Genomic DNA, 22,935 nt, shown 5'->3' with positions numbered 1-22,935 from the left:
CGAGGAAAGGGTTGACATTCTTTGCGAGTTATCGAATGTGAAGGCCTCACAAAGGAATATAAAGAGCATAAAGCGTTAAAGAACGTAACCTTTTCCGTCGATGGCATCGGTTGTGTCGGTTTTCTTGGGGGGAATGGTGCCGGGAAAACGACGACTATTCGCATCCTAACCGGATTGGCTGCACCGACCGGAGGAAAAGTGAAAGTGGTAGGCTACGACGTCGTGACTGACCGCAATAAAGTCACAAGTGAAGTAGGGTATTGTCCACAAATCCCTGCCTTTTATAACTACATGACAGCGACAGAGTGGATGCATTGGGTGGGCAAACTTTATGGATTGGACAAGCACACAATTGCGCAGCGGACGGATGAACTCTTGGAGTTATGCGGAATCAATGAGGCGAGGAACCGACCAATAAGCGGTTACAGTGGAGGGATGAAGCAGCGTCTGGGTATTGCCCAGGCGCTCATCCACAACCCCAAGCTACTCGTTTTGGACGAGCCCGTTTCCGCGCTGGACCCCATGGGCAGATATGACGTCTTATTGCTAATAGAAAAGTTGAAACAACATATGACAGTTTTTATGTCGACTCACATTTTGGATGACATCGAAAGAATCGCCGACCACATCGTCATCATCAAGGACGGTACGGTGGTGCTGTCGTCCAGTTTGGATCAGCTGCGAGCAAACCATGTGGAGCCACTGATTGAATTCAAGCTTGATCAACAAGACATAGATTTAACCGATGTATTGAATGGGCTAACCTGGATCAGGGAATGGAACCTAGACGGCGGTATTTACAAAGTTCTCATCAATGACATGGAAAAAGCCAAGGCACTCCTGCCGCACATTCTTTTGGAAACTGGCGGGACACTGGCGTATTATCGCTTGTCCGCATCGACCCTCGAAGATATTTTCCTAAAGGTTGTGAATAACTGATGACTTCCCACCCAATGATCAGAAAAGAATTTAATGAATTGGTCAAAACCTACAAGATTCTCATCATTCCGATTGTGTTTATTGCCTTAATGATTACACAACCGATTACGATGAAAATGCTCCCTGATATTTTGGCCAATTCCACTGGACTGCCAGAAGGGGCCGTCATCAAAATTCCAACCCCGTCTGCGCCGGAAGTACTCTCGACGGCGATTAGCAAATTCAGCTCACTCGGCACGTTTGTGCTAATCCTTATCGTCATGGGGTCCATTGCCGGAGAGAAAGCCTCAGGCGTAGCATCCATGGTATTCGTCAAGCCCATCAGTCGAGCTAAATACTATCTCGCCAAAGCCATTACCTACTACACGTTAACAATGGCAAGCATGCTAATCGGAATGGGGATAACTGCCTATTATACGGAGATCCTTTTCGGAAAACTAGATTGGACCCATGTATGGATCGGTACGTTGATGTACATACCGAATCTATTCCTTGTCGTCACAACAACGCTATGCGCCTCCAGCTTTTTTAGCAATGCTGTTGGTGCCGGTGGGGCCTCGCTGGTATTCAATATCCTGATCTTCACTGTTCCACAATTTCTCGGTAAATTTTTGGATATGGTGTCACCAGGTGGATTGTCAAATGCGGCGATGATGGTAATTCAAGAAAACTCAACGCTGGCCCAAGCATTCATCACAGGGTTACCGGGCCTCGCAGGTGTCTTTACACTCAACATCGTATTTTTCTTTATGGGCTGGTACTTTTTAGAGCGATCAGAAATCTAAAGAGGAGGCGTAGAAATGGAACATTTTTGGCTGATCTGGTTGGTTAGTGTACTGTGCGCTCTATGCACGATACCTATTCAATCCAACGTGATTCGCCAACAAGTACAGCTACAAGCCGCCATCTATTCTACTAACAAAGTCCCGCCTGTTTCTGTCATGGTTGCGATTATGATCATTCAGAGTTGTATATTTTTGGCTCTGGCGACTGCGATAGGTCTATGGCTCATGCCTTCCACTGGTCTTCGACTCTGGATTCTCGATCACTGGGTGTCCAGAGCGGGGCTGCCTTTTTCCATCTGGTCTTTTTGGACTGTATCGATTGGTTCAGGTATCGTGGTAGGTCTCTTGGTAAAATGGGTGGACCGTTCTTTCTTTCAACAACACATAACCACAATAATGGGTAAAGAACCGATTTCATCAAGATTCTTCGGCTTTCTCTCGTCATTTTACGGAGGGGTTTGCGAAGAAGTGCTCATGCGTCTAGGGGTTATGACTGTTGTCGTCTTTTTGGCACAGAAGATGGGATGGCTGGGAAGTTCCTATTGGCTGGGCATCTATGTGGCCGCCATTGTTTTCGCGGTATCCCACCTTCCAACCAATTACATGACGTACGGAAAAGGTACCGTGGTCACCGTATGGACGTTGTTGCTAAACTGTATCTTGGGCATCTTGTTTGGCTTCCTATATTGGCAATACGGTTTAGAAGCTGCGATCATCAGTCATTTTAGCGCTGACATCGTACTACATGTGATCTTGAAAAATAAAACGATAGAAAGTAGGAGAAGCAAATGATCGTTGTAACAACAGAAAACATTCCAGGATATCGTGTCGTTGAAGTGAAAGGAACAACATTCGGCTTAATCGTTCGAGCACGCGGAATTGGCGGAGACATCATGGCAGGTCTTCGTTCAGTCGTTGGCGGAGAAATCAAGGAGTACACGGTGCTTCTGGAGGACGCGCGCAAGCAGGCACTTGACCGCATGATAAAAAACGCAACGGCCATGGGAGCTAACGCTGTGGTCATGTGTCGTTACGACTCTGGAAATATGGGAAATATGGGGGAAGTTGTCGCATACGGTACAGCAGTTGTCATTGAAAAGGTGTAAGGAATGATTTATATCATTTCCTACATCGTTTTTCAGGTCTTGCTTCTCATCATTTTGCTAATCATCTCGAAAATCAAGGACAAGCGACTGCACCAAGACCACGGCGAAATCGTCCCGCCTGGATTTGAGCCGACGAATGAAGTGACGATCGATCCGGTAACGCAGGAAAAACGTCGTGTATACTTCAATCCGAAGACCGGGGATCGCTATTACAAAATTGAAAAATAAGCGATGAGAAGAACTGTCCAGTTCATGGGGCAGGAAAAAATGTTGTTAGCAGAATATTAGTAGAAACGAGCCAAATCTTGTTAGTCGACAAGATTTGGCTTTTGTTGTGCGCCCGTAATGGAAGGTATCTCGAATATCGACTTGAAGCTGAGCCATATTGTGACGACCGCAAAGTCATGATAACATTCTAAAAAATATCTTTTGGAGAGATAGAGGGCGAGAGGTCATTAGCATGGCGAAAACGATACTGATTGTGGAAGACCAGCAGGTTTTGCGAGAGATTATGAAGGAATACTTGATGGACGAGGGATACGAAGTACTGGAAGCGGAGGACGGAAGTCAGGCTCTGAGGTTATTTCAAGAGCATGAAGTGCATTTGATCATTCTGGACGTTATGCTGCCAGAATTGGACGGGTGGTCGGTATGCAGACGCATTCGCAAAGTTTCCAACGTCCCCATTCTGATGTTAACAGCTCGTTCGGATGAGGATGACACGTTGCTTGGGTTCGAGCTCGGGGCGGACGATTATGTGGTGAAACCGTGCAGTCCTCCCATCCTGCTGGCACGCTCCAAACGGTTGCTGGAAAACCGACAAATGCACGAACCGGGGGATATGTTGTCCGGCGGGGGGATTACAATTCACTTGCCGTCCCGAACCGTTTCGATTGAGGGTAAGAATTATAGCCTGACGCACACGGAATATGAAATTTTGGCCTACTTGATGAAAAACAAAGGTATCATCCTCTCTAGAGAACAGCTCATTATAAAAATCTGGGGTTACGACTTTGTCGGCGAGGATCGTACGCTCAGCAGCCATGTTCGGAATTTGCGTTCCAAGCTGGGAGATCATGCGAAGCATATCGTCACGGTTGTTCGTTCCGGTTATAAATTCGAGGAGCGACCATGAGAACAAGCATTGTACGCAAGCTGTTTCTGCTCACGACCGGATTATGCCTGTCTGTGATCGCGAGCATTTTTATCGGACAAACCGTATTTTTCGAGCAGTATTATGTTCATCAAAAGGTAGAAAAGGTGAAGGAAGCCCTTCAATCCTATCGGCAAAACGAGTTGACTCATGACGGGGCTTCCCAGGATGAAGTCAGGAAGGAACAGGAGTTTTATCAAAAGACGAATGCCTGGTTCGCTCGATTGGATGATAGAGGCCAGTTGAAATACACGGACGATTTCCAGATGGAGGTCCGTCTGGAGGACTCAGACATCATCCCCGCTCTTTCTGGCAAGTCGATTGTCGTTCCGTTGTACACGGTCATGGATGTGGAGGATGTAAGCTCCGATAACCCCTTCTTAGATACTTATGTGAAAGCGGGACAACAGATTGCCATGGAAGGGATCATGTTCGATAATCAATGGTTTGCGCAACGGATCGGGAGGAGTGTCTCCAATCTCAGGGAGGAAGATCAACTGGAGAATCAGCAGCTCGTCAAAAAAGAGTATGAGGTCGTCCCGAGATTCAAGAGTGGCACCGAATACCATGAACGGTATCCCAGCGTTTTGTTTCGCGGAACCATCACACAGGTCCGAAAACCGCAAGGCGCGGATGTATCCCGCTATATGAACCGCCTATTTCTTGAACGGGTGAAAGCTTTTCAAGCGGATCTTCTCTACGGAGATGTTGTGGAGCAAACAAGCAACATAACGGACTACCAAGAGAACAATATCGATTACAAAATATTCGTTGAGCGCGTGACCGATCAAACAGGGAAACCCGCTTATCTGTTTGCCATGACATCACTGCAGCCCGTAAACGAAGCGGCGGAGATCATGCGAAGTTATTACGGCTACATCCTTGCGGGTACCTTGCTGCTCGTTCTGCTCGCCTCCTTCTATTACTCCCGCAGAATAGCAGCTCCTTTGCTCCGCATGGACGACATGACGCAAAAAATGGCCAAGCTAGACTTCTCTGAAAAAATTCCGATCAAGACAGAGGATGAGATCGGTAGCCTGTCACGGAATATTAATCGGCTTTCGGATATGCTGCATGCCCATATTGTCCGGCTGGAGCAGGATATTGAGAAAGAAAAGCGGCTAGAGCAAACCCGCAAAGAATTTATAGCGGGCGTGTCGCATGAGCTGAAAACTCCGCTCAGCATCATGGAAAGCTGCCTGTACGTTTTGAAGGATAAGGCGGACAGCCCGAAGCGTGACTACTATTTTGCTGCGATGGAAGATGAAGTGCAGAAGATGAACCTGCTGATTACCGATATGCTGGAATTGGCAAAATATGAATCCGGTACGTATAGAATGCAGATGGATTCGTTCCGGATTGATGTGCTACTGGAGAAAAGCTGCGTAAAGTTGGCACCGGATCTCGCCGGCAAGCAGTTACAGTTGCATCACCGTTTAGTCCCAGTTGAAGTCATCGCCAATCAGCATCGAATCGAGCAGGTGATCGTGAATTTCCTGACAAACGCCATACGCTACACCCCGGAACAAGAGGATATTGTCATCTCGACGGTTGAAGGGGAGGATACCGTCAAGATTTGCATCGAAAACAAAGGCGTCCAGATTCCTGCCGAGCAGCTGGAGAAGATATGGGATCGCTTCTACCGAGTTGAGCATTCCCGCAACCGTTCGACCGGAGGAACCGGATTGGGCCTGGCGATCTCCAAGCAGATATTAGAACTGCATGGGGCGGACTATGGGGCAATGAATACGGACGAAGGCGTCTTGTTCTATTTTGAATTGAAGAAAACGAAAGTGTAGAACTTCGGTTCTGCACTTTTTTTATTGCATTTCTACCCAATCTGCAACTGATCTGCATCTGATCTTGATATTCGACGATTACTCTTTACCTTGTTCAAGAAGAAAGGGGAAAGATGAAAGTGCAAAAGAAACTGATGGGTATTACACTGTTCGCCATGGTCGCCTTAACGGTTGCGGCATGTGGCACCAATGGACAACCACAACCACCCGCTTCCGAGATTACCAGACAAGCTGGTGACATCTCCACTCCGGAGCAAACCTCATATGCATCACTGTATCAAACAAGCGTTTTTCTCGGAGATTCGATTACGGAGGGATTGTCTTACCATGATGTGTTGAAAGAGGAGAACGTGCTGGCAGGTGCAGGGAAAACGGCTGAATTCGCGCTGGAAGATGTGGGCGAATTGGTCAAGCGAAAGCCCGAGCATATTTTTATCCAGCTGGGTTCGGACGACATTTTATGGCCGACCGATCATCCCAAGGAATATTCGTTATCGTACTACGCCCAATTGATCGAGCGCATCAAAGAAAGGCTCCCTGAGGCGACCATCACGATATTATCCGTTACACCGGTTACGGCCAAGGCAGAAAAAGCGGAGCCCCGCTATCAAAATATCGGCGACTACAATAAGGGATTGAAAGAGCTGGCAAGCAAGGTAAAAGTCGGATACATCGATGTGTCGTCAATTGTCGCCGATCATCCTAACATGTACGATGAGGACGGCATTCATTTCCAGGCCAAGTTTTATCCGATCCTGCTCGATTACGTAAAAGATGAGCTGGCGCGTATGGAGAGCGCAAAATAACGGCGCGGGAGGAAACGAACGTTGGTATTCAGCAGTCTGATTTTTCTGTTTCAATTTTTGCCCGCTGTGCTGCTCGTTTATTATTTGTCGCCCAATAAGCTGAGAAATGCTGTTCTGTTCGTAGCGAGCCTCATCTTTTATGCATGGGGCGAACCGGTATATATCATCCTCATGATTTTTACAACGGTATTTGATTATATCAACGGGCTTGTGATCGACAAGTACAGACACCGCAAGCCGATCGCCAGAGCAGTGTTGTTCATTTCCATCTGCGGTAGTTTGGCGATTCTCGGTTTCTTCAAATATGCCGGGTTTGTCGTTTCGAATGTGAATGATCTATTCGGTCTGCATACACAGGTGGCTGATCTGCCACTACCCGTCGGTATTTCCTTTTATACATTCCAAACGATGTCCTATGTAGTGGATGTATACCTTGGTAAAGTGCCGGCACAACGAAATTTCGTCGCTTTCGGCACGTACGTCACGATGTTTCCTCAACTGGTCGCAGGTCCGATCGTCAAATACGGAGATATTGCGGAGCAGCTGGTCTTTCGTAAAGTGACCCTGGAGAGTTTCGGCGAAGGAGCGGAATGGTTCATCCGGGGATTGGCCAAAAAAGTGCTGCTCGCCAACAATATCGGACTCTTATGGACCAATGTGAAGTCGACGCCGATGGAGGAATTGACGGTCCTTTCCGCATGGTTCGGCATTTTGGCGTTTACGTTTCAAATTTATTTTGATTTCAGCGGGTATTCGGATATGGCCCGCGGGCTCGGCAAAATGTTCGGTTTCGAATTCCCGGAAAACTTCAAGTATCCGTATATTTCTCAAAGCGTCACAGAATTTTGGCGCAGATGGCATATTTCCCTCGGTTCCTGGTTCCGGGAGTATGTCTATATCCCGCTCGGTGGCAACCGGTTTGGCTTGGGCAAGCAGTTCCGTAACCTCTTGATCGTATGGTTTTTAACTGGACTGTGGCATGGGGCGAGCTGGAACTTTATCGTATGGGGTTTGTATTTCGGCTGTTTCGTTGTGTTTGAGAAGCTGTTTTTGCTGAAATGGCTAAAGCATTGGCCGAACTGGGGAGGACATCTCTACACGCTGCTGATTGTCATTGTCGGGTGGGTCTTTTTTGAATTCGAACATTTACCTTCTGCGTGGATGTTCATCAGTACGATGTTTGGTTTCGGAGCGCACGAATGGGTGGATCGCCAGGCGCTCTATGAACTGACGACGTATGGGGGATTGCTCGTTCTGTTGGCCTTGTGCGCGACACCGCTACCAAGGAAAGTATGGGAGCAAATTAAAACGCGATGGAATTCGGTAGGCATGATCGCAGCTCTAGCATTTTCTATCATTAGCTTGGTTTTGTCGTCCGCTTATTTGGTCTTTGAGGATTACAATCCATTCTTATATTTTCGGTTTTGAGAGGAGGGGGAGGCCTTGACCAACTATGACAAATGGACACGAGCTGTGGTGGGCTTGTTGTTCTTGCTATTTATCCTCGTGGTGGCCGTTTTGAACATACTGACCCCTGATCAGGCGTTCTCGGAATCGGAAAACAGGGTGCTAGAAAAGAAGCCGCCATTTTCACTACGATCACTGCTGGCGGGGAAGTTCACTTCTGATTACGAGGCTTATATCACCGATCAATTTGCTTTCCGGGACGTTTGGATCGGGCTAAAAACGGATGCAGATCGTGTTATGGGCAAAAAGGACAGCAACGGCGTTTATCTGGGCAAGGATGGATACCTGATTCAACATTTCTCATCACCGCTCGATGCCGAGGTGAATGACAGGGTTCAGGCCATTCAGTCGATTCACCAGACAACGCTCGACCTTCGCAAGTACATCATGCTGGTACCAACCGCCGCGTTGCTTCAGGATAAACTACCTGCCTACGCACCAATGGGCGACGAGTATGCTGCACTCAATCGAGTTCGGCAATCGCTTCCATCTGATATTCGCTTCGTTGATGTCTATCCCGCGCTGTATGCCGGACCCGAAGATGCCATTTTTTATAAAACAGATCATCATTGGACAAGCAAGGGCGCTTATTATGCATATCGGGTGTTGTGCAAGCAGATGGGGATTGTTCCAAAAGACGAAGCTGCGTTCAACATTCGACAGGTGACGGATGCATTCTACGGATCACTCTATTCGAAAAGCGGCTTTCGTCATCTACAGCCCGATCGTATCGATCTCTATCTGCCGAAGGAGGAAAGCAAAAAGAAGGTGGAGTATGTGGACGAAGGACGTATTGCGGATTCCTTGTACCAGATGGATAATCTGTCCAAAAAGGATAAGTATACAGTATTCCTGAACGGCAACCATGCACTGGTACGAATCACAACGGACCATCCGGACGGGAGGAAGCTGCTAGTAGTGAAAGATTCGTACGCCAATAGCCTGATTCCCTTTCTGGCTGAACACTTCGCGGAGATTGATGTTGTAGACCTTCGATATTATGAGGAATCCGTAGCAAAGCTCATCCAAGATCGGCAGTTTCACGACATGCTATTCCTTTACAATGTCAAAACGTTTTTTGAAGACACCTTTATTCTGAACATCATGGAGTGAATGGAATGAAGCGATTTTTGTTTGGACTACTTATGTTTGCAATTGGAATGGGAATGTTGACCGGATGCTCCAGTGACGGCGGGACTTCCGAAGAACTTTCGGCCGCCGAAGTGGGAGAAAGAATTCAACAAACCGTAAGCTTACAGAATATGAATCAGGGGGATCTGACGAAACTGCAAAAGTTGTATCAGATCGAGGCAGACAAAGTGGAGAATTTCATTCTGTACACGGCTTCATCCAATGTAAAAGCGGATGAACTGGCAGTTATCAAAGTCAAAGATGCGAGCGATACCGAACATGTAATAGAGAAAATACAACAACGGATCGAGGCCCAAACAATCAAATTGAAAGACTATCGCCCAGAGGAGTATTTTCTTATCGAAAAGCATGTTTTGAAAACGAGTGGGCCGTTTATTTTATTCGCGGTGTCGAAAGACGTGGGTCAAATAGAATCTGTGTTTGACGAAGCTTTGAAGTAAATGTCTGGTGAAAATAATGTTTTAGACTGGAGTTGTTAATCTAACGCGGTAGTTTAAGACCTTGGAAATAAAGTCTTAGACTACCGCTTGTGTTTTGCTTGTTATTCAAATTAATGTTGTCGAAATCGTCTCGCATCCGTTGAATAATGCAAAATTTTGAAAACAATTGTTCAAAGCTGTTCGCAATTGCTTTGTTGGCTTTATGTCGTTCTCGTACCAGATGTTTTTAACAACAAGCGTCCCGGCTTTTCGTTCCACGATTACCTCGGCTCGTCCGATGAAGCTCTCTCCGTACAATAGAGGCAGCACATAATAGCCGAATTTCCGTTTGATTGCAGGCGTGTAAATCTCCCAAGTATAATCGAAGCCAAACAATTTGTTGATCAGCTTTCTGTCCCATATCAAATTGTCTAGCGGAGCAATCAGCTCGCAGCGTAATTTCGGCGCTGGATTTTGCTGGACGGCTTCAATAAGCGGCAAATCCTCCGTGCGACAGTATAGCGTATCCTTCATTTGTTCTACGGTAACAGCAACAATGCGATCTTCGTGTAACAGTTGGCGGAAAACCTCGTTGCGCTGCTCCGCTTTCAATCCCCATATATTCAGCCAGGCATCGGATGCGCGATTCCATAAAAGGCCAACAGCGCCGATTCGACGCAGTACCCGCCACTTGTGATGCTCAAGTTCGTCCTCCAGCGGTTCCGGCGCATTCAGCAGGTTTGGCGCTATGTACTTCCCGGCAATATCGTAATATTTACGCGTTCCTTTTTTATGATGGATAATCAACTCGCCTGTCGAGTACATCTGCTCTAGCACCGATCGCGATGTATTGTTTCCACCGCTCCAGTGGATGGCCGATTGCCAAGTGAAATCTCCATCCAATTTCAGTTCATCCGAACTTAGCGTACCGTGATTTTGGATATGAGTCCGTACTTGCGCTGTCAAAACCTCCATTTCGGGATAGCGCTTGGCATGTTGTCGGGCGGCTTGCCTGTATCGCTCAAAATACGGCCAGTCCTCGACAGGGATAATAGCCAGATTCTTGTCGGGATAATCGATCAGGAATCTATCTTGATAAAGCAACTCGTCGAGCATATTCTTGGTAAATCCTTTAATTCGCGACTGCAGAACCAGTTCGGCGTTTTTTCCGCAAACATCGATGGGATCATATTGAATACAGCCGACCTGCCGCACAAAATCCATTACGCCCTGCTTTCCGGTAAATTGATATTCGCCCAACAGCCCGTGTTTCATTAACAGAAATTGCCGTGCTTGGCGGTTCGTCAATTGGATCATGTACGCGTCGACTCCTTAACGAAACAAACGGGAGCAGCTTGCACATGCTGATGGATGGCGAAGTTGCTTATCACAATAAAGTTACGATTTGCTTCTTGCCATAATGGCGGTATCCATTGGGGAGCTTCAGGAGCAAACCCCTTTCCTAATTTTCCAATAATCGAAAATTGCTCTTTTTCAACGATGTCAACCACGCCTATTCCCCCTATCTGTAGGAAAATACACAAAATACGAACTAATGTTCCTGTTACATTTTACCATTGTCTGAATCATAAAAACAAGAGCCATTGAAAAATAACTGCCCGTTAGTTAAATTACTTGCCGCCAGTACCTTTAACTATAAAAGGACTCATCCTGATTTTTACAGGGTGGGTTCTTCTCTGACTTATCATCGTTATATTCGAATCGAACTGTAACCTTTTAGAATTTCAAACGAATAACGTAAATGAAAACATTCCCAGGGGGTACGAAGATGAGAATGATGAATCGAGCTATCCTGTCATTAATCGCTGCTTCTGTAGTAGCGACAACGCCGGCGTGGATGGCTGAACCGGGTTTCGCGGAAGGAACAACAAAAGCTGTTGATCCAACAATATTAGACAATATTAACAAGACAGTAGATAAATTATCCAAGGCACTTCCCTATATGAAAGAATTGCCTAATCAAACGATGGCTATTAATGAAAAAAGCGGTGTGGTCGTTGTCACACGAACAAATAAAGCTGACAGATCCGCGCCGCAGTTGACCATCTATTTGGATAGGAGAAGCGGAGAAGTAAACAGCTTCGATTTGGAAGTGGAAGTTCCCAACAAAGAAGACAATTTTTCTTTGGAGGTCCAAAAGGAAAAAGCGCAGACATTTCTGAAGGAATTATTCGGGCAGCTGGCAACGGAGCTGCAATTCGATGAGAGTGAATCGAAGAGAGTAAATGAAGTGGTATTTAGAAGAGTGATCAATGGCGTCCCTTATCTAAACCAGAATGTATTTGTTGATGTGAACTCACAGGGGCAAATTGTCAGCTTAAACAAAGACGAAAATGGCTCTTACCTTGTCGATGTCTCTAAGTTCCCCGAACCAACGAAGGCTATTTCGTTAGAACAAGCGGAAAAAGCCCTGACTAGCATGATGAAGCTCGTATATCGTCTGGGGCCAGCAGGTAACGATCCCGTTTTAACCTATCAACCCATGTGGTCCGGTTATATGGATGCCCAGACCGGCACTTCGCTGGAGACGAGGAGTGCACAATTTCAACCTTTACCAGGTCAGTTGTCCCCGGCCATCCCGCTAACCCCTGGCAATCAAAAATTAATGGCCAAAAACAAAGATGAGGCTGTTGCTCTTTTGAAGAGCATCGTCGGTTTTGATTCTAGCGGAACAGCTTTTTCGGAACAGAGCTTCTCTGACCGCATGCGTGAAGGCATGAAGGAATTTAGATGGCAAAAAGGTGAACAGAGCGGTTTTGTGATTGTTCAGGAGAAAACAGGGCAAGTAACGTCAGTAGGTGTGGAAGCAAAGACGAAGATTGAACGCAAAGTTACTAGAAAAGTGACGCGTGAAGACGCTCAAAAGACTGCTGTTCAGCTTTTGCAAACTTATTTGAACACGGATACCAAAATGATTGTATCAGAAGTCAATAGCTACTATTGGCAAGGGGATCATTACACTTTTACGTTTTATCCAACCGTTCACGATATCCCGATCATTGATCAAACCTATACAGTCACGATTCATGGCGAAACAGGCAAGCCAGTGCAAATGAGTGGGGAATTTGGACACAGTAAGCTGAACTTGCCCACCCCCAACAAAGCAGTAAGTGCTGAACAGGCAGCAAAAGAGTACCTCAAGTATCATCCGCTTAAACTGGTATACATGAAGCCTATCATTGGCGGACAAAAAGCTGAACTTCCCGTCCTTGCCTACATAGCAGAGCGAAATGAACAAGCAGGAGACAGCATCGATGCTTTTAAAGGTCAAATCATCCAGCATAAAGAATGAGTAATCAAGTGCTTGCTTCTTAAGAAAACGAGAAGCAAGCACTTGTTTTTAGAAGGGGAGGGAGCCGGATGCAGTGAAAACGGTAACCCTATTCGCTACCGTTTTCATTCGGACCTACTTATCTTACACGGATAAACACCAAAACATTATCTCTTGATAACACACGTTGGAACCCGTTATTCAAAAGACAACGTGCAGCTGGACCCACACGTCTACCAATCATTAAAAATCGGTTGCATGGTGCGGCACTTCCAATGATGCTAACGTCGCGAATAATTCGCCTCCGTACGCCATGCACTACGGTACGTCTGAAAAGGATCACTACTACGTCAGTCATATTTATCACCTCGCTTCTCTCTGCATGGTATAGAGGATGCAAATGGGGGAAGCTTGGCAACTGATACGAGCCTGCAGGAAATGAAAATGTGCGAAACTATTCTTCTGCTCCATTCTTATGTTTTAATGAGAAAAGAAAAATGCAGTCGAGTAGCTATGGAAGAGGGATAACATGAAGCGTCTAACGATCGGCTTGTTTGCCCATGTGGATGCGGGCAAAACTACTTTCGCCGAACAGTTGCTATACCATACGAACAGCATCCGGTCGCGGGGCCGGGTGGATCATCAAGATGCCTTTTTGGATAGCCACGATATCGAGAGGAAAAGAGGCATTACCGTGTTCGCCGATCAGGCGGTTATGCACCATCAGGGTGACGTTTATTATTTGATCGACACACCAGGACACGTCGATTTTTCTTCTGAGATGGAGCGGGCGATCAGCGTAATGGATTACGCTATCGTGATTGTTAGTGCGGTAGAAGGTGTTCAGGGTCATACCGAGACAGTTTGGCAGTTGTTGCGCAAACATCGGATACCGACATTTTTCTTTATCAATAAAACAGATCGGATCGGCGCGGATGCCAGCAGGACGGAAGAGGAGATACGCAGTCAGTTGACAGGGGATGTCTGTTCCATCAAGGACAGCTTCGCCAACGGTATCGTCGCTGAGGGGCTACGAGAGATGCTGACGGAGCGGAACGACTCATTGCTAGAAGCGTTCTTAGAGGAAAGAGAGGATCAAGCTTTTTGGCTGGATGCCTTGCAGGAGATGATACGGGAAGGGCGTCTTTTTCCCTGCGCTTACGGCTCGGCACTACAAGATGATGGCGTTTTAGAATTCCTGAATCAACTGTCCTTGTTGACGACCGCGTCCTACGACGAGACAGCTCCATTCGGAGGGCGCATTTATAAAATTCGACACGCAGCAAACGGATTGAGACTAACGTTCGTCAAAGCGCTGAGTGGCAACCTAAGGGTACGGGAGCTGCTCAGCTATGAGAGCGGTGGAGTTCGATACGAAGAGAAGATTACACAAATCTTATTGTTTACGGGTAGAAAATCGCACTCGGTTGAACAAGTAACTGCTGGCGATTTGTTCGCGGTCGTCGGCTTGTCCGAGGCCGAAGCTGGTCAAGGGGTGGGGCTCTACTCAGACAATTTTGCTTATGAAACCGAGCCGACGCTACAGTCGAAAGTACAGTTTGATGCTTCGCTTCACGTGCAGCAAGTGCTAGGTGCGTTTCGCATTCTAAATGCGGAGGACCCGTCTTTGAATGTGGTTTGGGAAGAGAGTTTGCAAGAGATTCACATTCGCGTCATGGGTTTGATCCAATTAGAAGTGCTGGAGCAGGTGGTGAAGGAACGCTTCGGTTTCGATGTCTCTTTCGGTCAACCGGAAATCTTGTATAAAGAAACGATAAAGTCTGCTGTGACAGGATATGGACATTTCGAGCCGCTCAGGCATTACGCGGAAGTGCACCTCCTGCTTGAACCGGGAGAGCGAGGCAGCGGGATCCACTTCACTAGTGTATGTCATCCTGATGAACTGAGTTTGAACTATCAGAATCTGGTTCAGTCTCATCTCTACGAACGGGAGCATCATGGGCTATTGACAGGCATGCCGGTCACTGACATGAAAATTACGCTCCTAAGGGGTCGTGCGCATAACGAACATACGCATGGGGGTGACTTCCGTGAGGCCACCTTCCGCGCGCTGCGTCAGGGGTTGGAGAAAGCGGAGAATATGCTGTTAGAACCTTATTATGACTTCAAAATAAAGGTGGGAATGAACGAGATGGGGAGGGTATTGTCGGATGTTCAGCGCGCCTCCGGTTCGTTCGAGCCACCGCAGATGTCGGACACGCATGCGATCATTACAGGAAGGGTGCCCGTAGCAACATTCATGAATTACAGCACCGAATTCGCTTCTTTTACGCATGGACGCGGTAGCATCCGCTGTGTATTTGGGGGATACGATCGCTGCCATAACGCGGAGGAAGTGCTTGAAAGGAAAAGCTATGAAAAGGACGCAGATCCTGTTTATACATCCTCTTCGATCTTTTGCGCAAGGGGGGCAGGCTACTCGGTGCCGTGGGACGAGGCAGAAGTAAAGATGCATCTGCTCTAAGCAGAACCGAGCAGGGCTGTACCAAGAGTTTCAAAGGATATATAGAATGCAGATGGGGCGAGCCTGAGGAGGCTTCGCCCTATTTACATTGGATGCGAGAATAAACCCGACGCAATCCCTCTATATTCACAACTCGGATGACACTACGTCCAGAAAGCTCAATCAAGCCTTGCTGGCGCCATTTCTGCAAAGTCTTGTTCACTGTCATGCGAGACGTATCAATATAGCGTGCAAAAGACATCTGATCAATAGGGATATGATTACTTCCGTGCACAGCTACCAGCTTGAGCAGATAATTCGCCATCGCAAGCTCTATTGGACTGTCAGTGAACGCGATGATTTCAGCCAGGAGACGGAGCTTATCGATTTGTGAATGGGTGAAGATCACGGCCGACTGTGGGTGGTCTTGACATATGCGTGATAAGTCCTCGTCGGAGAAAAAGTGAATGACGGAAGGAGAGGTCGTTATGGCTGATGTTAGGTATGAGCCGTTGTAAGCGCCGTGCTCCCCAAACAACCCACCTGTGGGAATGTAATCGATAGACCGCTCATGCCCGTTCTCAGATAAAAGAGTGATCTTTACGCTCCCTTTGTCTAGATAATAAAATCCAGTCCCCACATCGCCTTGATGGTAGATCGTTGTGTGTTTTCCCATTTCGATCTTCTTGCCATACATAAGGTACGGAGTCCACTGATAGCGAAGACAGGCCATTGTGACCACCTTTCACACTGATTTGCTTTTGCTTACACTGTGCGAGCAGTGTGTGCCTTGAATGGTGGAGGCTTTAGCATATCTGGGCGTTTGACGACAAAGGATCGGTTTTTGATTTCAATGATGCCCTGTTCCTTCCATGCCTTCAGGATTTTGTAGACAGTGATACGGGTGAGGCCAGCACATTCAGCCAGCTCTTGTTGAGTGAGGGGAACCTCGTGGTTTTTAAAGTCTTCGCAAATGTTGAGGAGGAGACGAGCGATTTGCTCTTCTGAAGTCAGCGCTTTCATGTTGATGGCGGTAAGAAGAATCCGCATTTTTTGATTGATTGTTTGCGTGAAAAGAGACAAAAGTTCGGGGCGTGCCTTCAGCATTTCGAGGAATTGCAAACAGGAGAAATGGTAGACGACTGCATTCTTGACAGCGATAGCCGTGGTGAAATGAGGTTGTTGATCCAGCGTTTGGAGTCCCATGATTTGACCAGGGACGACGATGTTCACCAGACGATCTTTCCCCTTGTAGGTAGAGGTCACAATCTTCACTAGTCCCTTATGAAGATAATAAAAGCCTTCTCCGATCGTCTCTTGCTTATAGATCGCTGTTTTTCCTTTCACAAATTGGCGCGTGCCGTATTCTAAAAGGGTTTCCCATTTTAAATCCGTTTCAAAAGAGGATACCATTATCACCGCTCCTTTCCTCATCAATGATCAGGCTCTTCCCATCAACTAATATTAAGTCTCAATTTTCTGAACTTACCCCTCTTGATTATATGAAAATAAAAAGCTCCTTACCAATCTTTCAACGTGAAAATGACGTGCATTCGAAAGAAAAACAGAAATGATGTTAATTCGTTTACACATCCTCAGTTACCCATGAATCAGGTGAGCAGTGTTTTACATTTTTCTGTCGTGATGTTAAGTGGGTTACATTTTTCAGAAAAGGCAGACATTATAATGCGGTTTAAGAACAAAAACGGCTCTACCAACAAAAATCTACAGGGAGGAATTTGGGTGGGAATCCGTACAGGTGACCAATACATCCGGGGCTTGGGATCACGGCAACCGGAGATTTGGCTGCAAGGCAGATTGGTGACAAACGTATGTGAGGAAGCTGTTTTTCGACAGCCGATTCAGGAAATAGCCAAATTGTATGACATGCAGCATGACGAGAGGTACCAGGACAAGATTACGCATATTTGTCAGGAGACCGGTGAGCGAGTGAACAACGCCTTTCTCGTTGCAAAGACCCCTGAGGAATTGCAGGCGAAACGAGTCTTGTACGAAACCTATGCGGAAGCCACTTTTGGCTTGATGGGAAGAACGCCCGATTTTCTCAATGTCGTCTTGACGTCGCTTTACAGCAATGCGTCTTTCTTGGAAAGGTACAACCCGCAATGGGCGGAAAATGTGAAAAATTATTACAAGTATGTGCGCGACCAAGACCTTTTTTTAACGCATGCCATTATCAATCCGCAAAATGACCGCAGCAAGTCCTCGCACGAACAAAACGATGCCTACACCCATTTGGGGGCAGTAGAGGAGACGCCGGAAGGGCTGATTGTCAAAGGAGCGAAAATGCTCGCGACACTGGCGCCGATCACGGATGAAGTCATCATTTACTCGTTCCCTGGGTTCCAGCCAGGAGATGAGCGTTACGCCTTGGCATTTGCCATTCCGATTGACACGCCTGGCTTGCGCATCATTTGTAGAGAGCCCATGCAGGATGGAATTCGTTCCATTTATGACCATCCTTTGGCATCACGCTTCGAAGAAATGGATGCTCTTCTTGTCTTTCATGACGTACTCGTACCTTGGGATCGCTTATTCCTTTACAACAATGTAGAAGCGGCCAACCTGCTTTATCCAAAGACAGGGATTGGTCAGCAGCCGGCGCACCAAACAGGGGTGAGAGGACTGTTGAAACTCCAATTTGCCACAGAAGTTGCCATGCGGTTGGCAGACTCCATCGGGGTAGACGTCTATCCGAATGTCCAAAACCATCTCGGGGAGCTAGCGCAATCGCTGGAATCGGTCAGAGCGCTCCTAAGGACAGCTGAGCTGGACTACGAGACCTTGCCGTCTGGTGAGCTCATGCCGGGTTACGTACAGCTCGAAACCATTCGCGGACTGCTTCCGAAGCTGTACCCGCGAGCGATCGAAGTCATCCAGATTATTGGAGCAGGCGGATTTCTCATGTCCCCGACTGACTCTGATATGGAGCATCCCGATTTAACGGAGGATATGGAAAAGTTTTATGCGGGACGAAAGGGTATCTCTGGTACAGATCGGGTTCGCCTGTTTAAGCTCGCTTGGGACCTGTGCGGGGAAGCCTTCGGACAGCGTTTGTTGCAATATGAACGGTACTATACGGGTGATCCGGTGCGGAAATTGATGATTTTTTACAACAACTATAAGAAGTCTCATGCCTGTACGATGGTGGATGGTGCGCTCAGCGTTTTTGCTACCAAAACGGCATCGCAGACGAAGCAGGTTCTTTAAACAAATAAAAACAGGGAGGGTATAGAGCATGCTTACATTGGCACCGATCCATTTGTGGAAGTTTATCGAGGATCACAACGATCAGCTCAAGCCACCAGTGAATAACAAAGTGATTTGGAAAGATGCAGAACTAATGGTCATGGTAGTGGGAGGACCGAATAAACGGCGGGATTTTCACATTGATCCATCCGAAGAAGTCTTTTACCAGCTCAAGGGCGATTGCTTTGTCGAGATCATCAATCAGGATGGAAAGCGTGAGATCATCACAGTAAAAGAAGGCGAAATGTTCCTTCTTCCTGCGAATGTCCCGCATTCCCCACACAGAATTGCGGATACGATCGGACTCGTGATTGAGCGCAACAGAAATGAGGGAGAACTGGAGGACTTTGCTTGGTTCTGTGAAAACTGCGACCACGAAATGCATCGCGTACGGATTCAACTGACCAACATAGAGGTGCAGGTAAAAGAAGCGATTGAAGGCTTCAACAGCAATCTGGAGCTGCGGACATGCCAAAAATGTGGGCACATCATGTCTCCGGAAGCGAGTGAGTGGAAATGCGAGTAGACTTCCATACCCACATTATTCCAGAGGATCTTCCCAACCTGGCTGAACGCTTTCATGGAGAGCGCTGGCCAGTTCTGCACCGCACTTGCACATGCGGGGCAACTATCATGGTCGGAGGAAAAGTCTTTCGCGAAGTGACAGATCAAGTGTGGGATCCCCAAAAACGGATTCATGACATGCAGCAGGAAGGCGTGGATAGGCAGGTGTTGTCACCCATTCCCGTCACGTTTTCCTACTGGGCCAAGGCAGCCGAAGCGGAAGTGATGGCGCGGATTCAAAACGATTTTATCGCAGAGACGGTCAACCAGCATCCGAAGTATTTCATCGGATTGGGTACTGTTCCCTTGCAAGATACCGAGGCAGCCATTCGGGAAATGGATCGCTGCATGCACGAGCTCGGCCTGAGAGGGATTGAAATCGGTACCAACATAAATGGCAACAATCTGGACGACCCGGGACTGATTCCTTTTTTTGAAAGGTGTCAGACATGGGATGTGCCGCTCTTCGTACATCCATGGGAGACACTGGGGAGAGAACGGATGCCGCGGCACAACCTGATGTACACCGTCGGGATGCCAAGCGAGACAGCGCTTGCCGCAGCAAGTCTTATCCTGGGAGGCGTGATCGAGAGGTTTCCGCGCCTGAAAATCTGCTTTGCCCATGGCGGCGGCTCTTTTCCTTATATTCTACCCCGGCTGGACCAAGGCTGGAAGGTATGGCCGCATCTGCGTCTGACCGAACAACCGCCTAGTGTGTACGCAAAACAATTCTACTTTGATTCCTTGACGTACGACCCACTGAACATCCATTACATGATAAAGCGCTTTGGCGAAGATAAAATCATGATGGGATCGGATTATCCCTTCCTGCTTCGTGAAACACCTCCCGGGGAAGTCATCGATCATACATGGGAGCTGACGGATGGACAGAAACGGGCGTTGCTGGGTGAAAACGCGCTACGCTTCCTGAACATAAAGGAGATGAACGGACTGTGAAGCATCAGACGGAAACGCCTGAGCAACGTCTACAGGCTATGGGTCTAGCCCTGCCCGAACCGAGACAGCCGGCCGGTAATTATGTCAGTTGTGTCCTAGCGGGCAATCTCCTCTTTCTGGCAGGCCAAGGGACAAACGAATATCGAGGGAAGCTGGGACAGGATGTCACGATAGAGGAGGGCTACCTAGCTGCCAGACAGTGCATGCTCAATCTGCTGGCTGTTGCCAAGCATGAGCTAGGGGAGCTGGGGAGAGTCAAACGAGTGGTCAAAATTCTCGGATTCGTTAACAGCGATCCAGCTTTCATAGATCAGCCTACAGTCATGAATGGGGCATCCGATTTGTTGGTGGAGCTATTCGGCGACAAAGGCAGGCATGGGCGGTCCGCTGTAGGAATGGCCCAGCTCCCGCTAAATAACGCCGTAGAAGTAGAGATGATCTTGGAAATCGAGAATTAGGAGGATTCCCATGAGTCAGACCGTCAAGGAAAACTATATACGAAAAGACGCCAAGCTATTCATAGACGGCGATTACGTGGACGCTGTTTCCGGTGAAACCTTCGATACAATCAACCCAGCGACAAATCTCAAGCTGGCTTCTGTGGCTAATGCAAGTGAGACGGATGTAAAAAGAGCGATCGACGTGGCGCAGCGTACGTTTGAGTCAGGCGTTTGGAGTGAGATGCCTGTAGATGAGCGCGCCAAGATTCTCTGCAAAATGGCTGACCTGGTGATGGAGCGTGTGGACGAACTCGCTTTGGTGGAGACGCTCGATGTCGGCAAACCAATCAAAGAAAGTCGGGGCTTCGATATTCCGAGGGCGGCGGCAAATTTGCGATTTTTTGCCGAAATGGCCAAATACATGGTCCATGAGCATTATGAAATGCGCCATTTTATGTCCTACGCCAAATATGCTCCGGCAGGTGTGACAAGTCTGATCATTCCATGGAATTTGCCCTTCATGCAGATGACCTGGAAAGCATCGGCGGCTTTAGCGGCAGGAAATACCGTCGTTGTAAAGCCAGCCTCGTACACGCCTCTCTCGGCGGTGATGCTCGGAGAAATTGCCAATGAAGCAGGTCTGCCACCTGGTGTGCTCAACATCCTCACTGGTCCGGGCGGGACTGTCGGGACGGCGATGACGACGCATCCCCATGTGCGCCGGATCTCTTTTGTAGGAGAATCTAGCACCGGCAAGACCGTCATGCAGAATGCCGCTTCGAACCTGATTCCAGTATCGCTCGAATTGGGAGGTAAATCAGCCAATATCGTGTTTGAGGATGCCGATCTTGATGAAGCGGTAAAAGGGTCGGTCGAGGCGATATTCCGCAACCAGGGCGAGATTTGTCTGGCAGGATCGCGATTGTTGGTGCAACAGAGCATATATGAAGAGTTTCTGGACAGATTTGTGGCGGCTGTTCAAAGGATCAAGGTGGGAAACCCGCTGGAACCAGACACAGATATGGGTGCGTTGGTTTCCCGCAGTCACTTGGAGACGGTGGAGCACTACATCCAGATCGGACTGGAAGAAGGAGCAAAGCTTGGTCACGGCGGAAAACGGCTCAGCGCGCTGGGTGACGGCAATTTCCTAGAGCCAACCGTTCTTTATGATGTAGACAACAAAATGAGGGTAGCGCAGGAAGAGATTTTTGGTCCGGTCATCGTAATCATTCCATTTCGTACAGAAGAAGACGCTATTCGAATCGCCAATGATTCGGCTTACGGCCTGGCAGGTGTGGTTTGGACCAACGACCTGCGGCGCGCACATCGCGTAGCTGATCGAGTACAGTCAGGTCTTTTATGGATCAATTGCTGGTATGTGCGGGATTTGCGTACTCCGTTTGGCGGTGCCAAGGACAGCGGGATTGGCCGTGAAGGTGGGCATCACAGCTTCGAATTCTACTCCGAGGTAAAAACTGTCACCATGAAATTATAGCGAGAAGAACAAATCAGGGAGGGAGCCGTGTGGACATAGAAAAAATCACGCGATTCGCCGATCATTTAGCGTCGGCGAGTCGTGAAGGCGTAGGAGTCGCGCCACTCACTTTACTGGATCCGAAAATCACCGAAATAGAGGCATATCACATTCAATTGAAGACGATTGAGCGAAAAGTGAAAGAAGGCGCGAGGATTACAGGGAAGAAAGTCGGTCTGACCTCTCGTGCCATGCAGATATTGCTTGGCGTGGAACAGCCAGACTATGGACATCTATTGGACGACATGGTCGTGGAAAACAACGGTGAACTGCCTTTCGAGCATGTCCTTTCGCCAAAGGTAGAAGCAGAAATCGCCTTCCTGCTGAAGCGCGATCTGGAAGGACCACATGTAACCATCTATGACGTCTTGATGGCAACAGAATATGTAATCCCCGCCTTGGAAATCGTGGACAGCCGTATAGCCAACTGGCAAATCAAACTCGAAGACACCATTGCGGACAATGCATCGTCGGGCTTCTACGTGCTAGGTGGACATCCCGTGAAACCGCAAGATCTGGATCTTCCTCTGGTGGGGATGGCGTTTTATAAAAATCAGGAGCTGGTCAATACCGGTGTGGGTGCCGCCGCATTGGGCAATCCCGCATCCTGTGTGGCGTGGTTAGCGAACAAGCTGCACGAATTAGGAATTACACTTAAAGCGGGAGAAATCATTTTGTCCGGTGCATTATCGGCTGCGGTTGAAGCTAAGCCTGGCGATGTATTTCATGCACGGATTGCTGGACTTGGTTCCGTAGGAGTCAGGTTTGGTAAGTAAAAAATAGGAAAG

General features: G+C 47.8%; 23 protein-coding genes. 19 read left to right on the top strand and 4 right to left on the bottom strand.

Annotated elements, in window-relative coordinates:
- The first annotated feature begins 21 nt into the window (after positions 1-21).
- The 11 genes from ACUUHJ_RS16345 (at position 22) to ACUUHJ_RS16295 (ending at position 9,647) form a co-directional block, all read left to right on the top strand.
- On the top strand, positions 22-939 hold the full coding sequence (locus ACUUHJ_RS16345; RefSeq protein WP_472299371.1) for an ABC transporter ATP-binding protein: 918 nt from the start codon (positions 22-24) through the stop codon (positions 937-939).
- The gene (locus ACUUHJ_RS16340) at positions 939-1,724 is read left to right on the top strand and encodes an ABC transporter permease (RefSeq protein WP_015891248.1); all 786 of its coding nucleotides are present in this window, start codon (positions 939-941) and stop codon (positions 1,722-1,724) included. The genes ACUUHJ_RS16345 and ACUUHJ_RS16340 overlap by 1 nt, the downstream gene beginning before the upstream one ends.
- Before the next feature lie 15 nt (positions 1,725-1,739).
- Positions 1,740-2,516, top strand: coding sequence for a CPBP family glutamic-type intramembrane protease (locus ACUUHJ_RS16335; protein WP_472299370.1), 777 nt, complete (start codon positions 1,740-1,742; stop codon positions 2,514-2,516).
- Positions 2,513-2,830: a heavy metal-binding domain-containing protein gene (locus ACUUHJ_RS16330; RefSeq protein ID WP_015891250.1), complete on the top strand. Its 318-nt coding sequence runs from the start codon at positions 2,513-2,515 to the stop codon at positions 2,828-2,830. The genes ACUUHJ_RS16335 and ACUUHJ_RS16330 overlap by 4 nt, the downstream gene beginning before the upstream one ends.
- A gap of 3 nt (positions 2,831-2,833) precedes the next feature.
- Complete coding sequence (locus ACUUHJ_RS16325; protein WP_173605963.1) at positions 2,834-3,058, top strand: hypothetical protein; 225 nt, start codon at positions 2,834-2,836, stop codon at positions 3,056-3,058.
- A gap of 232 nt (positions 3,059-3,290) precedes the next feature.
- Complete coding sequence (locus ACUUHJ_RS16320) at positions 3,291-3,965, top strand: response regulator transcription factor (protein WP_472299369.1); 675 nt, start codon at positions 3,291-3,293, stop codon at positions 3,963-3,965.
- Positions 3,962-5,782: a sensor histidine kinase gene (locus ACUUHJ_RS16315; protein WP_472299368.1), complete on the top strand. Its 1,821-nt coding sequence runs from the start codon at positions 3,962-3,964 to the stop codon at positions 5,780-5,782. Before ACUUHJ_RS16320 ends, ACUUHJ_RS16315 begins: the two co-directional genes overlap by 4 nt.
- A 113-nt stretch (positions 5,783-5,895) precedes the next feature.
- The gene (locus ACUUHJ_RS16310) at positions 5,896-6,588 is read left to right on the top strand and encodes a GDSL-type esterase/lipase family protein (RefSeq protein ID WP_472299367.1); all 693 of its coding nucleotides are present in this window, start codon (positions 5,896-5,898) and stop codon (positions 6,586-6,588) included.
- 21 nt (positions 6,589-6,609) lie between these two features.
- On the top strand, positions 6,610-8,016 hold the full coding sequence (locus tag ACUUHJ_RS16305; RefSeq protein WP_472299366.1) for an MBOAT family O-acyltransferase: 1,407 nt from the start codon (positions 6,610-6,612) through the stop codon (positions 8,014-8,016).
- A 15-nt stretch (positions 8,017-8,031) separates the two neighbouring features.
- A complete protein-coding gene (locus ACUUHJ_RS16300) occupies positions 8,032-9,168 on the top strand; it encodes a DHHW family protein (RefSeq protein WP_472299365.1) in 1,137 nt (378 codons plus the stop codon).
- 5 nt (positions 9,169-9,173) lie between these two features.
- A complete protein-coding gene (locus ACUUHJ_RS16295; protein WP_472299364.1) occupies positions 9,174-9,647 on the top strand; it encodes a DUF4358 domain-containing protein in 474 nt (157 codons plus the stop codon).
- Positions 9,648-9,752: 105 nt separating this feature from the next.
- Here ACUUHJ_RS16295 and ACUUHJ_RS16290 read toward each other — a convergent pair whose 3' ends face one another.
- The gene (locus tag ACUUHJ_RS16290; protein WP_472299363.1) at positions 9,753-10,943 is read right to left on the bottom strand and encodes a winged helix-turn-helix domain-containing protein; all 1,191 of its coding nucleotides are present in this window, start codon (positions 10,941-10,943) and stop codon (positions 9,753-9,755) included.
- Positions 10,940-11,137, bottom strand: a complete 198-nt coding sequence (locus ACUUHJ_RS16285; protein WP_289672828.1) for a hypothetical protein — start codon at positions 11,135-11,137, stop codon at positions 10,940-10,942. Before ACUUHJ_RS16285 ends, ACUUHJ_RS16290 begins: the two co-directional genes overlap by 4 nt.
- Before the next feature lie 278 nt (positions 11,138-11,415).
- On the opposite strand from ACUUHJ_RS16285, the gene ACUUHJ_RS16280 reads away from it, so the two are divergent.
- Positions 11,416-12,939 carry a YcdB/YcdC domain-containing protein gene (locus ACUUHJ_RS16280; RefSeq protein WP_472299362.1) on the top strand — a complete coding sequence of 508 codons (1,524 nt, stop codon included), beginning with the start codon at positions 11,416-11,418 and terminating at the stop codon, positions 12,937-12,939.
- Between the two features lie 508 nt (positions 12,940-13,447).
- Positions 13,448-15,403 carry a GTP-binding protein gene (locus tag ACUUHJ_RS16275; RefSeq protein ID WP_472299361.1) on the top strand — a complete coding sequence of 652 codons (1,956 nt, stop codon included), beginning with the start codon at positions 13,448-13,450 and terminating at the stop codon, positions 15,401-15,403.
- Between the two features lie 79 nt (positions 15,404-15,482).
- Here the strand turns inward: ACUUHJ_RS16275 and ACUUHJ_RS16270 are convergent, their stop codons facing one another.
- A complete protein-coding gene (locus ACUUHJ_RS16270) occupies positions 15,483-16,115 on the bottom strand; it encodes a Crp/Fnr family transcriptional regulator (RefSeq protein WP_472299360.1) in 633 nt (210 codons plus the stop codon).
- Positions 16,116-16,147: 32 nt separating this feature from the next.
- Positions 16,148-16,795, bottom strand: coding sequence for a Crp/Fnr family transcriptional regulator (locus ACUUHJ_RS16265; protein ID WP_289672836.1), 648 nt, complete (start codon positions 16,793-16,795; stop codon positions 16,148-16,150).
- A 330-nt stretch (positions 16,796-17,125) separates the two neighbouring features.
- Between ACUUHJ_RS16265 and ACUUHJ_RS16260 the strand changes: the two genes are divergently transcribed.
- From ACUUHJ_RS16260 to ACUUHJ_RS16235, 6 genes are read left to right on the top strand one after another with little or no spacing between them, the layout of a single operon-like run.
- On the top strand, positions 17,126-18,613 hold the full coding sequence (locus ACUUHJ_RS16260; RefSeq protein WP_472299359.1) for a 4-hydroxyphenylacetate 3-hydroxylase family protein: 1,488 nt from the start codon (positions 17,126-17,128) through the stop codon (positions 18,611-18,613).
- Between the two features lie 28 nt (positions 18,614-18,641).
- On the top strand, positions 18,642-19,178 hold the full coding sequence (locus ACUUHJ_RS16255; RefSeq protein ID WP_472299358.1) for a 3-hydroxyanthranilate 3,4-dioxygenase: 537 nt from the start codon (positions 18,642-18,644) through the stop codon (positions 19,176-19,178).
- Positions 19,169-20,173: an amidohydrolase family protein gene (locus ACUUHJ_RS16250; protein ID WP_472301204.1), complete on the top strand. Its 1,005-nt coding sequence runs from the start codon at positions 19,169-19,171 to the stop codon at positions 20,171-20,173. Before ACUUHJ_RS16255 ends, ACUUHJ_RS16250 begins: the two co-directional genes overlap by 10 nt.
- Complete coding sequence (locus tag ACUUHJ_RS16245) at positions 20,170-20,631, top strand: RidA family protein (RefSeq protein ID WP_472299357.1); 462 nt, start codon at positions 20,170-20,172, stop codon at positions 20,629-20,631. The genes ACUUHJ_RS16250 and ACUUHJ_RS16245 overlap by 4 nt, the downstream gene beginning before the upstream one ends.
- Before the next feature lie 10 nt (positions 20,632-20,641).
- Positions 20,642-22,108 carry an aldehyde dehydrogenase gene (locus tag ACUUHJ_RS16240; RefSeq protein WP_472299356.1) on the top strand — a complete coding sequence of 489 codons (1,467 nt, stop codon included), beginning with the start codon at positions 20,642-20,644 and terminating at the stop codon, positions 22,106-22,108.
- A gap of 29 nt (positions 22,109-22,137) precedes the next feature.
- Positions 22,138-22,923: a 2-keto-4-pentenoate hydratase gene (locus tag ACUUHJ_RS16235; RefSeq protein WP_289672843.1), complete on the top strand. Its 786-nt coding sequence runs from the start codon at positions 22,138-22,140 to the stop codon at positions 22,921-22,923.
- The last annotated feature ends 12 nt before the right edge of the window (positions 22,924-22,935 follow it).

The organism is Brevibacillus schisleri (assembly GCF_055685845.1).
Note: the sequence above shows the minus strand (reverse complement) of the source record. Positions and strands in the feature narration are given on the sequence as shown.

Excerpts from the sequence above, each read along its gene's own strand:
- ACUUHJ_RS16290 (WP_472299363.1), bottom strand. The coding sequence starts at position 10,943 with ATGATCCAATTGACGAACCGCCAAGCACGGCAATTTCTGTTAATGAAA.
- ACUUHJ_RS16335 (WP_472299370.1), top strand. The coding sequence starts at position 1,740 with ATGGAACATTTTTGGCTGATCTGGTTGGTTAGTGTACTGTGCGCTCTA.
- ACUUHJ_RS16310 (WP_472299367.1), top strand. The coding sequence starts at position 5,896 with ATGAAAGTGCAAAAGAAACTGATGGGTATTACACTGTTCGCCATGGTC.
- ACUUHJ_RS16265 (WP_289672836.1), bottom strand. The coding sequence starts at position 16,795 with ATGGTATCCTCTTTTGAAACGGATTTAAAATGGGAAACCCTTTTAGAA.
- ACUUHJ_RS16250 (WP_472301204.1), top strand. The coding sequence starts at position 19,169 with ATGCGAGTAGACTTCCATACCCACATTATTCCAGAGGATCTTCCCAAC.
- ACUUHJ_RS16295 (WP_472299364.1), top strand. The coding sequence starts at position 9,174 with ATGAAGCGATTTTTGTTTGGACTACTTATGTTTGCAATTGGAATGGGA.
- ACUUHJ_RS16315 (WP_472299368.1), top strand. The coding sequence starts at position 3,962 with ATGAGAACAAGCATTGTACGCAAGCTGTTTCTGCTCACGACCGGATTA.
- ACUUHJ_RS16270 (WP_472299360.1), bottom strand. The coding sequence starts at position 16,115 with ATGGCCTGTCTTCGCTATCAGTGGACTCCGTACCTTATGTATGGCAAG.
- ACUUHJ_RS16255 (WP_472299358.1), top strand. The coding sequence starts at position 18,642 with ATGCTTACATTGGCACCGATCCATTTGTGGAAGTTTATCGAGGATCAC.
- ACUUHJ_RS16275 (WP_472299361.1), top strand. The coding sequence starts at position 13,448 with ATGAAGCGTCTAACGATCGGCTTGTTTGCCCATGTGGATGCGGGCAAA.
- ACUUHJ_RS16320 (WP_472299369.1), top strand. The coding sequence starts at position 3,291 with ATGGCGAAAACGATACTGATTGTGGAAGACCAGCAGGTTTTGCGAGAG.
- ACUUHJ_RS16240 (WP_472299356.1), top strand. The coding sequence starts at position 20,642 with ATGAGTCAGACCGTCAAGGAAAACTATATACGAAAAGACGCCAAGCTA.
- ACUUHJ_RS16280 (WP_472299362.1), top strand. The coding sequence starts at position 11,416 with ATGAGAATGATGAATCGAGCTATCCTGTCATTAATCGCTGCTTCTGTA.
- ACUUHJ_RS16330 (WP_015891250.1), top strand. The coding sequence starts at position 2,513 with ATGATCGTTGTAACAACAGAAAACATTCCAGGATATCGTGTCGTTGAA.
- ACUUHJ_RS16340 (WP_015891248.1), top strand. The coding sequence starts at position 939 with ATGACTTCCCACCCAATGATCAGAAAAGAATTTAATGAATTGGTCAAA.
- ACUUHJ_RS16325 (WP_173605963.1), top strand. The coding sequence starts at position 2,834 with ATGATTTATATCATTTCCTACATCGTTTTTCAGGTCTTGCTTCTCATC.